Source organism: Sporosarcina luteola (assembly GCF_023715245.1).
In the GTDB taxonomy this organism is placed as follows: domain Bacteria; phylum Bacillota; class Bacilli; order Bacillales_A; family Planococcaceae; genus Sporosarcina; species Sporosarcina luteola_C.
On sequence record NZ_JAMBNV010000001.1, the window covers coordinates 1,257,043 to 1,270,886 of the forward strand.

The 13,844-nt window shown below is 41.9% G+C and carries 12 protein-coding genes and 1 riboswitch; all 12 genes read left to right on the plus strand.

Annotated elements, in window-relative coordinates:
- Nucleotides 1-11: 11 nt before the first annotated feature.
- Nucleotides 12-121, plus strand: a riboswitch (SAM riboswitch).
- Nucleotides 122-280: 159 nt separating this feature from the next.
- The gene (locus tag M3152_RS05845) at nt 281-1,264 is read left to right on the plus strand and encodes an aliphatic sulfonate ABC transporter substrate-binding protein (RefSeq protein ID WP_251694244.1); all 984 of its coding nucleotides are present in this window, start codon (nt 281-283) and stop codon (nt 1,262-1,264) included.
- 16 nt (nt 1,265-1,280) lie between these two features.
- A complete protein-coding gene (locus tag M3152_RS05850; protein ID WP_251694245.1) occupies nt 1,281-2,120 on the plus strand; it encodes an ABC transporter permease in 840 nt (279 codons plus the stop codon).
- Nucleotides 2,121-2,133: 13 nt separating this feature from the next.
- On the plus strand, nt 2,134-2,853 hold the full coding sequence (locus tag M3152_RS05855; protein ID WP_251694246.1) for an ABC transporter ATP-binding protein: 720 nt from the start codon (nt 2,134-2,136) through the stop codon (nt 2,851-2,853).
- 1 nt (nt 2,854) lies between these two features.
- Entirely contained in the window at nt 2,855-4,558 is a 1,704-nt protein-coding gene (gene acsA / locus M3152_RS05860; RefSeq protein ID WP_251694247.1) for an acetate--CoA ligase, read from the plus strand.
- Nucleotides 4,559-4,618: 60 nt separating this feature from the next.
- Nucleotides 4,619-5,275, plus strand: a complete 657-nt coding sequence (locus M3152_RS05865; protein ID WP_251694248.1) for a carboxymuconolactone decarboxylase family protein — start codon at nt 4,619-4,621, stop codon at nt 5,273-5,275.
- 164 nt (nt 5,276-5,439) lie between these two features.
- Nucleotides 5,440-6,708 carry a sensor histidine kinase gene (locus M3152_RS05870; RefSeq protein ID WP_251694249.1) on the plus strand — a complete coding sequence of 423 codons (1,269 nt, stop codon included), beginning with the start codon at nt 5,440-5,442 and terminating at the stop codon, nt 6,706-6,708.
- Nucleotides 6,709-6,714: 6 nt separating this feature from the next.
- Complete coding sequence (locus M3152_RS05875; protein WP_251694250.1) at nt 6,715-7,596, plus strand: response regulator; 882 nt, start codon at nt 6,715-6,717, stop codon at nt 7,594-7,596.
- 120 nt (nt 7,597-7,716) lie between these two features.
- A complete protein-coding gene (locus M3152_RS05880; RefSeq protein WP_251694251.1) occupies nt 7,717-8,997 on the plus strand; it encodes a cation:dicarboxylate symporter family transporter in 1,281 nt (426 codons plus the stop codon).
- 154 nt (nt 8,998-9,151) lie between these two features.
- On the plus strand, nt 9,152-9,502 hold the full coding sequence (locus M3152_RS05885; protein WP_251694252.1) for a VOC family protein: 351 nt from the start codon (nt 9,152-9,154) through the stop codon (nt 9,500-9,502).
- Nucleotides 9,503-9,771: 269 nt separating this feature from the next.
- Nucleotides 9,772-10,719 (plus strand): ring-cleaving dioxygenase, encoded by a 948-nt coding sequence (locus M3152_RS05890; protein ID WP_251694253.1) that lies wholly within the window; start codon nt 9,772-9,774, stop codon nt 10,717-10,719.
- Nucleotides 10,720-10,838: 119 nt separating this feature from the next.
- Nucleotides 10,839-11,678, plus strand: a complete 840-nt coding sequence (locus M3152_RS05895; RefSeq protein ID WP_251694254.1) for a DUF2935 domain-containing protein — start codon at nt 10,839-10,841, stop codon at nt 11,676-11,678.
- 430 nt (nt 11,679-12,108) lie between these two features.
- Nucleotides 12,109-13,761 (plus strand): sensor domain-containing diguanylate cyclase, encoded by a 1,653-nt coding sequence (locus tag M3152_RS05900; RefSeq protein ID WP_251694255.1) that lies wholly within the window; start codon nt 12,109-12,111, stop codon nt 13,759-13,761.
- Nucleotides 13,762-13,844 lie beyond the last annotated feature (83 nt).

Sequence of the window (13,844 nt, forward strand, 5' to 3'; positions counted from 1 at the left end):
ACTACATACAACTCTTATTACGAGTGGCGGAGGGAATAGGCCCGAAGAAGCCCGGCAACCAACAGATGTATTTCTGTAAAGGTGCTACATCCTACAGGTGTTTGAGCCTGGAAGATAAGAGGAGGAATTCTGCAGCCCTCTTCTTATGAAGAGGGTTTTTCATATGGATAAATAAAAATCTAGTTATTCATAAGCTCAAATCCGACTATACCAATCGGTGCAATTACAAATTGGATTGAATTGAATTTCAATATAAAAATGAATTTAGGAGGAAATGAACATGAGAAGATTGATTGTCTTACTGCTAATGGTGATGGGTGCAACGGTCCTAATGACAGCTTGCTCATCTGGTGAAGGGATAGAAAAAAAGAAATTAAATAAAGTTGTATTGGATTATGCCTATTACTCACCAACTAGCCTAGCGTTAAAAGAATTTGGTTGGGCAGAAGAGGCGTTTGAAGAACAAGGGATTAAGGTGGAATGGGTACTCAGCCACGGAAGTAATAAAGCACTTGAATTCCTAAATTCAAAAAGTGTCGACTTCGGTTCGACAGCTGGAGCTGCTGCGTTAATTGCCAAGTCAAACGGTTCTCCGATTGAATCAGTCTATATCTATTCAAAGCCTGAATGGACTGCACTTGTGGCAACAGGGGATTCAGACATCACGTCAATTGAACAATTGAAGGGAAAGAAAGTAGCTGCGACGCTAGGAACGGATCCATATATTTTCCTTCTCCGTTCGTTACAGGAAGTTGGCTTGTCATCAAAGGACTTGGAAATTGTGAATTTGCAGCACTCTGATGGAGCTAACGCCCTTCTAACGGGTCAAGTAGAAGCATGGGCAGGGCTCGATCCACATATGGCAAAAGTTGAAGTCGATTCTGGTGCCAAATTATTTTTACGAGACCATGAAAAAAATACGTACGGAACACTGAATGTCCGATCAGACTTTGCTGAACAACATCCTGAAGTCGTAGAAACAGTGATTGAGGTGTACGAAAAAGCGCGGAAGTGGGTTATGAAAAATCCGGAAGAGGCAGCCGATATACTTGCACAAGAAGCAGAGATGCCATTAGAAGTGGCCCAAAAGAGTTTAGAACGTAACGACTTTTCGGATTCAATCCCTGGCTCAAAGCAAATCGAAGCGTTAACTGCAGCGGGTGAAGTGTTGCAATCAGAGAACGTAATTAAAGGCAATGTGGATGTCACAAAGATTGTCGAAGAATTGATTAATGATCAGTTTGCAAAAAAAGTAATCGAATGAATTAGGGGGAATAGACATGACGGTCAATATTGACGAAAAAGAATTGTTTAAAGTGAAAGGAAAAAAGTTGGTCAAAGTAAACTTTGAAAATAAGGTGAGGGGTTTAGCGCTTGGCTTGATCATTCCGTTCATTCTTTTAGTCGTTTGGGAAGCGGCTGTCCGTTTCAATTGGCTCGATGCCTATGTCTTTCCCGCTCCGACAACCATTTTGCAAAAAAATATCGAATTAGCCCAAGAAGGCACACTCTGGGGACATGTAGGAATTACGTTCTTTCGTGTCCTGATCGGGTTTCTGGCAGGAACAATTGCCGCGGTTGTACTTGGATCCATCGTTGGTTATTTTAAATGGTTTGAACAGTTGATGGATCCATTAATTCAAGCCTTTCGCTCGATTCCCTCACTAGCGTGGGTTCCGTTGTTCATCCTGTGGATGGGTATTGGAGAGTCATCCAAAGTGATGTTAATCGCTGTCGGTGTGTTCTTTCCGATCTATTTGAATATCGTCTCGGGTATTCAAGGGGTCGATCGGAAGTTGATTGAAGTCGGTAAGATCTATCATTTCACACCGTTGCAAATTATTCGTCGTATCATCCTGCCCGCTTCACTTCCATCATTTCTTGTAGGATTACGCAGCGGTGTCGGATTGGGCTGGATGTTCGTCGTTGCTGCCGAGCTGATGGGTGCCAGTCAAGGCCTTGGCTATTTACTTGTCGTTGGTCAGAACACGTACTCACCGGAGCTCATTATTGCCAGTATTATTTTGTTTGCATTGTTAGGGAAAGCGACTGATTCCCTGTTGAAAGCATTGGAATCACGTGCATTGAAGTGGCAAGACAATCTACAAAACCAACTATGACGGAGGGGTTTCAATGTTGAAAGTGAAAGAGGCAACGAGGACATTCAATAACGGGCTTGCAGGATTCAACAACATCTCATTTTCAATAAAGGAAGGGGAAACTGTTGGAATTCTGGGAACGAGTGGTTGTGGGAAAAGTACATTGCTGCGCGTTTTATCGGGACTTGATCAGAATTATGAAGGGGCAATTGAAATTGGGGGTGTAGGGGATCAGCCAATCGGGATGATCTTTCAAGAGCCAAGATTGATGCCTTGGCTTACAGTAAAAGAGAATATTTTATTCGGGGCGAAAGATGAGAAGGAGAAACAAGAAACCGTCCATGAGTATTTGAATCTTGTCGGTTTGTCTGACTTCGACGCTCATTATCCGAAAGACTTGTCCGGAGGTATGGCACAGCGAACCGCAATTGCCCGTGCACTTATTGGAGAGCCCGATGTCTTGCTTCTTGATGAACCTTTTAGTGCATTGGATGCCTTCACTAAAATGCAATTGCAAGATTTATTATTGAAAATCCAACAGAACCGTTTAACAACGATGGTAGTCGTTACACACGACATAGACGAAGCTCTATACTTATGCGACCGGATTTTTATCCTCGGTGGTCAGCCCGGGACATTGCAAGCGGAATTATCGATTGATGTACCGAAACCGAGGAATCGAGGAGATTCGTTTTTAGCGGGGAAAAAAGCAGAAATCCTTGAGCTTTTACATATCGAGAAGGAGGTTATCTAACATGGCAAATGAGGAAGTAATTCGTCCATTAGAAGGAAATTACAATATTTCAGCTGAACTTCCTTCAAGAAAAGATTTCACATGGGAAAGTATCGAATCAAATTTTAGTTGGTATGATTCCGGAAAAGTGAATATGGCTTATGAATGTGTGGATCGCCATGTAGTGGAAGGATACGGAGAGAAAGTCGCTCTGCATTATTTTGCAGAAAACGAAGAGTATACAGTAACATATCGTGAATTGAAGGCGAAATCAGATCTGTGGGCTACTGTTTTGAAAAAGAGAGGGGTGAAAAAAGGGGACTTCGTCTTTATCTTTTTACCGAAGCATCCTGATTGCCATATCGCGATGCTTGCTGCCATTAAACTGGGGGCTGTTGTCGGACCACTTTTTGAAGCATTCATGGAAGATGCAGTGAAGGAGCGGATTGCAGATTGTGAGGGAACGTATTTAATTGCTTCACCTGAGTTCATAAAACGGGTTCCGCGTGCCGAGTTGCCGTCATTGAAAACAGTGTTCATTACGGCAGAGCCGGAACAATGTAAGGATGATGAAATCTCGTTGTTTGAGGAAGCGAGAGCTGTTGAGGTTGAAGACGATCTCATCGAGTGGGTAGGGTTGGATCATGCGCTTAATATTCATTATACGAGTGGTTCGACAGGTCGGCCAAAAGGAATTATCCATTCTCATCGAGCTATGATCCAACAATATATCACAGGCAGATGGGTGTTGGATTTGAAAGAGGAGGATGTTTATTGGTGCACAGCACACCCAGGTTGGGTTACAGGGACGGTATATGGAGTATTCGCTCCATTGCTAAACCGGGCGACCATTGTCATTCACGGTGGCAGATTCAATGCCGATGAATGGTATTCCGTCTTGGAGAAATCCGGTGTCACTGTTTGGTATAGTGCGCCGACAGCTTTCAGAATGTTAATGGCGGAAGGGGATTATAAGACAGCTACTTATGATTTATCGAAAATCCGGCATATCTTAAGCGTGGGCGAGCCGTTAAATCCCGAAGTGATTCGTTGGGGGATTAAGACGTTGTCAAACAGAATCCATGATACATGGTGGATGACAGAAACAGGGGCTCAACTCATTGTAAATCTGCCCTCCGATAACATCATTCCAGGATCTATGGGAAGACCGTTTCCAGGAATTGAAGCGGCAATTCTAGGAGATGATGGAGAAAAGCTTGCGTCTGGCGAAGTAGGACACTTAGCTTTGAAAGCAAATTGGCCTGCCTTGTTGCGGGAAGTGTGGAAAGATCCTGCAAAGTATTCGACGTACTTCCCGTTCGAGGGATGGTATGTGTCCGGTGATTTGGCGACAATCGATGACAACGGTTATATATTCTTCCAAGGCAGGAGCGACGATATGATCAATTCTTCTGGTGAGCGCATCGGTCCGTTCGAAGTGGAGAGTAAATTGATTGAACATCCGTCTGTTGCAGAGGTCGGTGTGATTGGGAAGCCGGATGCTGTGAGAGGAGAAATCGTGAAGGCGTTTATCGTTTTACGGGATGGATTTGAAGCAAGTGATGCGTTATTGCAGGAACTACGTCTTTTTGTCCGAAGTGGGCTTGCTGCTCATGCTGCACCTAGAGAAATTGAATTTCTTGAGGAACTGCCGAAGACACCAATAAGCGGAAAAATCCTTCGACGTGAATTGAAAGCAAGGGAGCTTCAAAAAGTAAACGCGTAACAATTGTAGAGTTCTAGAATTTAAACACTAGAAAAGATATATTGAGGAGGAAATGAAATAATGAGTAAAGAAGAATTGTACAGAAAATCATATTTTAACCGTCTTGGGGAATTAAGTGATCTTGTACCAGAAGCGTTCAAGGCTTATGCACAATTTGACAAACTGGCCCTGTCTGAGGGGAAACTATCCAAGAAGCTAAAAGAACTAATAGCCATTGCTGTAGCCCATACGACAGGATGTCCATATTGTATTGAAGTTCACGTGAAAGCAGCGAAGTCAGAGGATGTTACGAAGGAAGAAATGGCGGAATCCACCTTGGTTGCAACGGCTTTAAAAGCAGGATCAGCGCTTGCTCATGGAGTGAATGCATTAAATGCATACGATCAAACGGTCGATGATGAATTATACAAAGCGTCCTATTTTACTAGATTGAAGGAGTTCTCAACCCTAAATGGAGATGTCTTTAAGTCGTTTGTTGATTTTGATACAAAATCAATGAAAGATAGCATCTTAAGTGTAAAAGAGAAAGAATTGATTGCTGTAGCTGTTGCACATACTACGGGCTGCCCGTACTGTATTGACATCCATACGAAGGGTGCAAAAGGTGCAGGCGCAACAAAGGAAGAACTAGCAGAATCGATTATGGTAGCAACTGCATTAAAAGCAGGTTCAGCGCTCGCTCACAGCGTGAATGCATTAAATGCATATGATTCATAAAACAGTGTAGTGTATTCCCTTATTAGTTTAAATGCGATGCAAGCGTTGAAAAAGTAACGCTTGCATCGCTTTTTCTTTAGTAAATAATACATTTATAAAACGAATGAATACCTGTCATGATATAATTTCCAAAGGAGATTATTTCTTATAATAGGAGATAGTATATGATAAATAAGCAATTAACCCCCAAAAAACTTAAAATTGACCTTACAGCTTTATTGTTGACGGCTTTATTGACGGCCATAGCGGGGGAGTTTAAACTTATTCCTTTCAATGGAGAGTATTTTCGTTTTGGTTTAGGGAGCATTGCTTTTTTCCTTCTCCTCCTCATTCGTCCAGCCGGATCTCTTCCGTTGACAGGTTTGGTGACTGGCTTGACTGTCGTTGTTTTTCGGACAGGTATTGAAATGACGACAATGTCTGTTTCGTTTACGGAGAGTTTCCAGCATCATATGCCTATTTTGTTATATTATGTTGTCTTTGCGATGGGTTTTCATATCATCCATCTTGACAAGTATCGGGCAGCTCCGCTCATGTTAGGGGCTTTGGCTTCATTTTTTGAGTTTGTCGGGAACGGTTCGGAAAGCATCATGCGCATAGTCATGCTGGACCGTGGCGGTCTGATGTGGAAAGACTTGGCGTTGATTGCCGGTGTGGCGATGTTCCGCAGCTTTTTCGTCGTTGGCCTTTATAGTTCAATTATGGTATCTGAGCAGAAAAAGCGAGTGCGGGAAATGCTCGGAATCGGTTCGAATCTGTATGCGGAGTCGTTATATTTACAGAAGTCGATGAATCATATCGAACAAGTAACGGCCGCCAGCCATGATTTGTACCGGAAGTTAAAGCAAAAGAATCTACATGACTTGAGTGTGCAGGCGCTAGCCATTGCACAAGAAATCCATGAAGTGAAAAAGGATTCTCAGCGGATAGTAGCAGGATTGTCTAACATTACAAAAGAAAAGAGCGCTGATTTCTTTCTCTTGTCCGATCTGCTTGAACTTGTAATTACATCGAATCGGAATTATAGCGAGTTATTGAAGAGGACTGTCAATTTCCGCTTAACGATGACAGTTGATTATGAAACGGATCAGCATATCCCGCTATTGGCTTTATTGAATAATGTAACGGCCAATGCAGTTGAATCGATTACACATACGGGTACCGTTGACATTCGCATATTCGAAGAAGCGGATGATCTGCGCATCACAATCAGGGATACAGGCAAAGGGATTCGAAAAGAAGATATCCCTATACTGTTTGAACCTGGCTATACAACGAAGTTCAATGAGCAGGGCGTGGCGGCGACTGGCATTGGTCTATCCCATGTCCAACAGATTGTTCAGACACTGCAAGGGGAGATTCATATTGAAACACCAGAAAAAGGAACGGTTTTTCAAATACGGATTCCTGCACATACTTTAGTAATGAGGTGATCTATCGTGCGTTATTTTATTGTAGATGATGATTTGGCATGCCGGAGAATGCTTGAGCAGATTATCATAGAAGAGGAGCTTGGCTATGTGGCAGGCGAGGCGGAAAATGGTGTGAAATCACTTGTTCTTATAATGTCTACGCAGCCTGACGTTGTACTGATTGATTTTCTCATGCCGGAACTTGATGGCATCGAAACGATGGAACATTTGAAAGAGCAAGGATTCAAGGGTCAGTTCATCATGATTTCTCAAGTCGTCAATAAGGAAATGGTTGGTGAAGCGTACGAAAAAGGTGTGGAGTTCTTTATTCATAAGCCCATTAATCGTGTGGAAGTTCGAAGTATTTTAACGAAGACTAAAGAAAACTATCGGCTTCAGCAATCGCTGCAAACGATTCGGGAATCGCTAGCAAATATCGGATCGGTTGGTGAACAACCAATGCGACACAGTGTGAGTGAAATTGTTCGTTCCATTTTAAACGATATGGGGATTGTTGGAGAGGCAGGCAGCGATGATATCGTAGCCATTATGGACTTACTAATGCAACAGCAAAACCGGCCATCGCAGTTGCCGCCATTAAAGGACTTATATGAAGCGGCCGCCAGGGATATGGAGAATGTTGATATTACAAAAGAAAGCAAGGCGATTGAGCAGCGGATCCGAAGAACAATCGCAGCCGCAGTCAACAACCTAGCCTCGATGGGAGTAGTTGATTATACATCGCCTCAATTCGAATATTATGCACCGCGCTATTTCGACTTCCAGGACATTCGCCTACGCATGAAACAAATAGAAGATGACCTCCCAACTCCTTCCCGATTAAAAATTAATATAAAGAAGTTCCTACAAGTGCTCTATATTGAAACAGGCGAAAGGTATAAGCGGTAATGAAGATTTTTCCTGCAAATAAATAAAAAACACATTGTCGGATTTTGTCGGATTCGATAAGTATCCCTTACACTAGTAAAAAGTGAGAAAACGCTTTCATTGGTAGAGGGAGGTATCTTTATGAAAAAGAAATTTAAATTTCCATTAGCTTATCAAATACTTGTCGGATTAATAGCAGGAATCATCGTCGGGGCAGTCTTTTATGGCCATCCGGCAATAGAGACTTATTTACAGCCACTAGGTACTATCTTTATTAACATGATCAAAATGATTGTTGTCCCAATCATCGTTTCAACTTTGATTGTTGGCGTTGCAGGAACGGGTGATCTAAAGCAATTAGGTAAACTTGGCGGAAAGACGATGCTTTACTTCCAAGTTGTCTCGTTAATCGCTATCCTCGTCGGTTTATCTGCAGCAAATATCTTTAAACCAGGTGAAGGCATTGATATGTCGACATTGGCAAAAGGCGATATCGACTCCTATGTCCAAACGACTGAAAGTGTACAAAACGAAGGATTTATGGACGTTCTAGTCGGTATCGTGCCGAGTAATATTATCCAAGCGATGGCATCAGCCGATATGCTTGCGGTCATCTTCTTCTCTGTATTGTTCGGATTAGGGGTTGCTTCAATCGGTGAACGCGGAAAGCCGGTGCTGGCATTCTTCCAAGGCACTGCAGACGCGATGTTCTGGGTAACGAACTTGATTATGAAATTCGCACCGATTGGTGTATTCGGTTTAATCGGTGTGACGGTTTCAAAATTCGGACTCGAATCGCTAGTGCCGCTTGGTAAATTAATGATTCTCGTCTATGCAACGATGATTTTCTTCGTCATTGTGGTCCTTGGCGGAATTGCGAAGTTAGTCGGCTCAAGCATCTTCAGCATTATAAAACTGTTGAAAGACGAACTTATTTTGGCTTATTCTACATCCAGTTCTGAGACTGTGCTGCCGAAGCTTATGGAAAAGATGGAGAAATTCGGTTCACCGCGGGACATCGTGTCTTTTGTTGTTCCGACGGGCTATTCATTCAACTTGGACGGCTCAACACTCTATCAAGCACTTGCGGCAATTTTCATTGCTCAAATGTATGGCATTGACCTTAGCATCATGGAGCAGGTTACATTAGTATTGGTACTCATGGTCACTTCGAACGGTATCGCAGGGGTACCAGGCGTTTCATTCGTCGTTTTGCTTGCGACGCTTGGCACAGTCGGTATTCCATTGGAAGGACTTGCTTTCATTGCAGGTGTCGACCGACTGCTAGACATGGGTCGTACAGTCGTCAACGTACTGGGGAACGCTATGGCGACGGTTGTTATGGCTAAATGGGAAGGTCGCTTCAGAACCGAAGATCAAGATAAGTATACGCAGGTAAACCCTGTTGGTGATTCAATCTAATTGGACAGGCAGTTTCGCCGCCCGTAATGGGTGGGGGAACTGCCTGTTTTATTATGGTGGTATAAATAAGTGAAATATGTAAAGAAGGATTAATGCTAGGTTTGTTGAACTAACCTTAAGTAGGAAACAAAAAGGTGAGTGGGGGGAGTATGTTATGAAGATAAAAGGTTTTGGCGGGGTTTTTTTGAGGTCAAAAGATGTAGATCAGTTAAAGAACTGGTATGAAGAAACGCTGGGATTTTCAATGGGTGACTGGAATGGCGCTATAATTAAACCAGATATAGATAATGAGACGATATTTTCTCTTTTTAAAGAAGAAAATAGCTATTTCCCTGTCGAACAATCTGTTATGCTAAATTTCCAAGTGGAAAATATAGAAGATTGGATGGAGCACTTCGAAAAAATTGGTGTACCACTTCTAAAAGAACCTGAAAAAAGCGAGTATGGGACCTTTGTTTGGATTTCTGACCCTGAAGGAAGATGGATTGAAATTTGGGAGAAATGATAATGGTCAATACAGCCAATTGCCAGAATAACTCTGGCGATTGGCTGTTTATATTTATTGATGGGAAATGTAACGTGATTTTCTGACTGACAAGCATATAGTTTGAATTCGAGATGCTTTTCTTACATCATAATTAGTTGAGTTATAAAGAAAAGCTTATATAAGCTTATGTCGCGTGTTCAAAAAAATAGTAAACAAGAAGTTGCCGAATAGGTGATTTCTTATCTTCTCACTTGTCTAATCAAACGATAAATAGGAGGAAAAAACTCATGTACAAAATTCCAGGACATCACCACATTTCGATGATCACCAAAAATGCTAGTAAAAACAATCACTTTTATAAAGAAGTACTTGGTTTACGGCGTGTGAAAATGACGGTCAATCAAGACGATCCGTCAATGTATCACTTATTTTATGGAGACCGAACCGGAAGTCCTGGCACTGAATTATCATTTTTTGAAATTCCGGTTGTAGGAAGTACGCACCGAGGAACAAATGCCATCACCCGAATCGGATTACTTGTCCCATCCGTTGCTAGCTTATCTTATTGGAAAACGCGTCTTGAAGAATTTGATGTACAACATAGTGACATTACAATGTACGCTAATCGTCCCGCTTTACACTTTGAGGATTCAGAAGGCTTGCGGATGGTGCTTCTTGTGTCAAACAGCGAAAAACCCGAGCACTGGGAAACATGGGGAAAATCAATCGTACCGGAAGAACATCAAATTCAAGGCATGGGTTCAGTTGAAATGACTGTGCGGAGACTCGATAAACTTGCAAGTACACTTACAGAAATATTCGGATATTTGGAAGTGTTCCGTACGGAAGAAGAGGCGATATTCCAATCGGTTAAAGGCGAAGTTTTTGGTGAAATTGTCGTGAAATTTTTAGACGGTCCATCCGAAAAACCTGGACGCGGCAGCATTCATCATTTGGCGGTGCGTGTTAAAGACGAAGAAGAGCTTGCATATTGGGATGAACAAGTCCGGGCACGAGGCTTCTATTCATCCGGCATTGTGGACCGCTTCTACTTCAAGAGTTTATATTTCCGCGAATCAAATGGAATTCTATTTGAAATTGCGACAGACGGACCGGGTTTTACAATCGACGGAAATATTGAAACGCTAGGTGAGAAATTAGACTTGCCGCCGTTTTTAGAAGAGCGTCGGAATGAAATTGAAGAAAAACTACAACCTATTGAGGAGAATGAATAATTACAGAAAATCCTTTGTGTGCATGTGAAAAGTTACGTCACTTAAAGATTTTTGGAATAGGGACAACTTTACTCGGAATAGATTGATTCAGTACGTATGCATACAAAGGGGAGATTCGTATGTATTGGAACGAAGAGTACCAAAGCGGTGGTCCCAACATATCGCCAACGGAGTTTGTGGAACGGTCATTGGAGGAAATCCAGTTCTGGTCAAGAATTATGAAAGAACATTCCTTATTTCTAAGGCTAGGGTTTCGGTGTGAAGATACACAACTAATCGCAGAAGCAAATCAATTTTATCGTATATTCGAACGAATTGAACAACAGTCGCATGCTTATACAAATCAAACAGACCCCCTGACCATCAGAAGGTTCAATTCAGAAGTTCAGATGGCAGCGACGAATATTTACGCTTTTAAACGAAAAGTGTTAGGGTTGATCCTATCTTGCCAGTTGCCCGGCGGAAACAACTTCCCGTTATTGGTAGACCATATTAGTAGGGAAGCCAATTATTTCAGGAAGCGACTCATTGAATTAAATGAAGGGAAATTAGTGCCGCTTGCAGATGCAATCATCAAAGAGAATGTGTTCTTTTTACGAATTATGGCCGATCATGCAAAATTCATCGGTCATCTACTTGATCCTTCGGAAAGAAAGCTCGTCGACATTGCAAGGAATTTCAGCAATGATTTTGATGAATTACTGTTCCAAGCTAGGGATTTAGACGGAATGAGACCGTATTCCCAAACCGTTCCCCTGTTGGACCAATTCCTTGATCAAAATCGGGTGTCTGTCGTTTCCCTCCGCGAATTCAAAAAGACGGCCAGAGATTTAATTGAAGAATGTAAAATAAAGAGTATTATCCATCCGTTATTAGCGGACCATGTTTATCGCGAAGCAGACCATTTCCTAACGATTATCGATTCGTTCGATGCGCATCTTACTGGGGCCAATGCATAGAAGATGAAAAAGGAGGGCGTTAAACTTTGAAAAATCAAAGTTTAATGCCGTCCTTATTTTAGTTAAGCAATATATTTAATTTCCATTATTACAGTAATCAATTACATCCATCAGGAACTGTATATCGGACCGAATTGTAGGCTTTAAGCTATCAGGACATCTGTTAATATCGCTCTCAAGCTTTTGAACCTCCACTTCGAGTAAAAATAATTCACTCAAAATACTCACCTCTTTATGTTATCATACCCGACTAAAGGCTAGTTCAAACTGTCTATCGATGCTCGTTTCATAGGATTTTAAAACTAGTTATAGTATACTTATTGAAATGGGTATAAACTATTGTTAGTCATCCAGGATAGTGAATTTCTTGAGCAATGCTCTTTTATATAGTAGTTGTTATATAGTGTTCATTTAGGAAGGGGCGGTATAGATGGATATGCTTTTTAAGGGGATTACGAGTGATGTATTGAATTCGATACTAACTTTTAATCCGGATCCTATCTTCCTACTAGGGGAAAAGGGAGAAGTACTTGATGTGAATATAGCGGGTACGAATTTATTCGGATATTCAGCATCCGAATGGGTGGACATTAATTTTCAGGACATAATTGCCCCGGAAAATGTGAAATTGGTTGCTGAATTATTCGCTAACACATTGAAAGGGGAATCTAGCTCATATAATGTGAGTGCCTATAATAAAGAAGGTGAATTACTTCATTTGTATGTAAAAAACCTCCCTCTCTGTGAAAAGGGTCAGCAACCCCGGAACATAATGGTTGTCGTAAAAGATGTGACCGAACTAGTCAAAACGAAAGATGAACTTCGAAAAACAGCGGAGAAGTTAATGTTTTTTTATGAGTCATCTGCCGAGGCAATGGATATTATTGACTTGGACGGAAATGTTGTACAGGTGAATAGAGCCTTCGAAGAAATGTATGGATGGAAAGCGGAAGAAATCGTAGGGAGGCCTATGCCGACAATACCAGCTAAACAAAGTGAGCAAGTAAAGAGAGACCGTGCACGTGTATTGAATAATGAAAGCATCCGTGGGCTCGAAGTGGAATGTTTGAAGAAGGACGGAACATTTATTCCGGTCAGTATAACGCTTTCTCCTCTTCATGATGAACATGGCAACATTATCGCTTTTTCCGGTATTTCGCGTGATATTTCAGAAAAGAAAAGATTTGAAGAGGCCTTGATCCGTAGTGAAGAAAAATACCGTTTAATTGCCGAAAATATGACTGATTTGGTGACAGTCATAGATAAAGACGGGGTGATTGTCTATGCATCCCCCTCACTAACGCCAGTCCTAGGGTTTCCTTTGGAATATTTCGAAGGGAAGAGTGCTATTGATATAGTGCACCCTGAAGATTTGCCGGAAGTTGAAGGACATTTCTATTCCTTATTCCAATCGTTGGAATCCGCCGAAATGGAGTTTAGATATAGGCATAAAACGAAAGAATGGATATGGCTTGAAGCAAAAGGCACTTATTTTGTAGATGAAAAGAACGGTGAAGGTTTTATATTGGTTGTCTCCCGTGTCATCGAAGAAAAAAAGATGATGCGCGAGAAGCTGACGCAAATGGCTTTTCATGACGAACTGACAGGGTTGCCGAATCGGAGACTTTTTCAGGAAATCATGCGCCAAACTTTGAAGGAAGCAAAACGAAATGAAATAAATTGTGCATTACTATATATGGATCTTGATAGATTCAAGTGGGTGAATGATCAGCTTGGTCACTCTGTCGGTGATGAATTACTGAAACAGCTTTCTAAACGAGTGAGATGCTCACTTCGGGAAAGTGATGTGTTTGCGCGCCAAGGCGGTGATGAGTTCCTCATGCTCCTTCCTGATACAGATGAGAACGAGGCGAAGGCGATCAGTAGACGGGTTTTGGACAGCTTGCAGGAAGATTGGCAAATAAGGGGGTATACCTTCACCACCACTTCTAGTATCGGAATCGCCATGTTTCCGCAAGACGGAGCTACGATGGACGAGTTACTGACGAATGCGGACAACGCCTTGTACAGGGCGAAGGAAAATGGGCGCAACACATATATAACATACTCAAGTGGATATTAATTCGATAAAAATGACCTTTCATCAATCCAGAGAATTGATGAAAGGCCATCCTTGTATTGGCGCAAGATTTTTCAAGCGATTGA

Coding starts and splice junctions, on each gene's coding strand:
- M3152_RS05895 (WP_251694254.1), top strand. CDS start 10,839: ATGTATTGGAACGAAGAGTACCAAAGCGGTGGTCCCAACATATCGCCA.
- M3152_RS05850 (WP_251694245.1), top strand. CDS start 1,281: ATGACGGTCAATATTGACGAAAAAGAATTGTTTAAAGTGAAAGGAAAA.
- M3152_RS05855 (WP_251694246.1), top strand. CDS start 2,134: ATGTTGAAAGTGAAAGAGGCAACGAGGACATTCAATAACGGGCTTGCA.
- M3152_RS05865 (WP_251694248.1), top strand. CDS start 4,619: ATGAGTAAAGAAGAATTGTACAGAAAATCATATTTTAACCGTCTTGGG.
- M3152_RS05900 (WP_251694255.1), top strand. CDS start 12,109: ATGGATATGCTTTTTAAGGGGATTACGAGTGATGTATTGAATTCGATA.
- M3152_RS05890 (WP_251694253.1), top strand. CDS start 9,772: ATGTACAAAATTCCAGGACATCACCACATTTCGATGATCACCAAAAAT.
- acsA (WP_251694247.1), top strand. CDS start 2,855: ATGGCAAATGAGGAAGTAATTCGTCCATTAGAAGGAAATTACAATATT.
- M3152_RS05845 (WP_251694244.1), top strand. CDS start 281: ATGAGAAGATTGATTGTCTTACTGCTAATGGTGATGGGTGCAACGGTC.
- M3152_RS05880 (WP_251694251.1), top strand. CDS start 7,717: ATGAAAAAGAAATTTAAATTTCCATTAGCTTATCAAATACTTGTCGGA.
- M3152_RS05870 (WP_251694249.1), top strand. CDS start 5,440: ATGATAAATAAGCAATTAACCCCCAAAAAACTTAAAATTGACCTTACA.
- M3152_RS05885 (WP_251694252.1), top strand. CDS start 9,152: ATGAAGATAAAAGGTTTTGGCGGGGTTTTTTTGAGGTCAAAAGATGTA.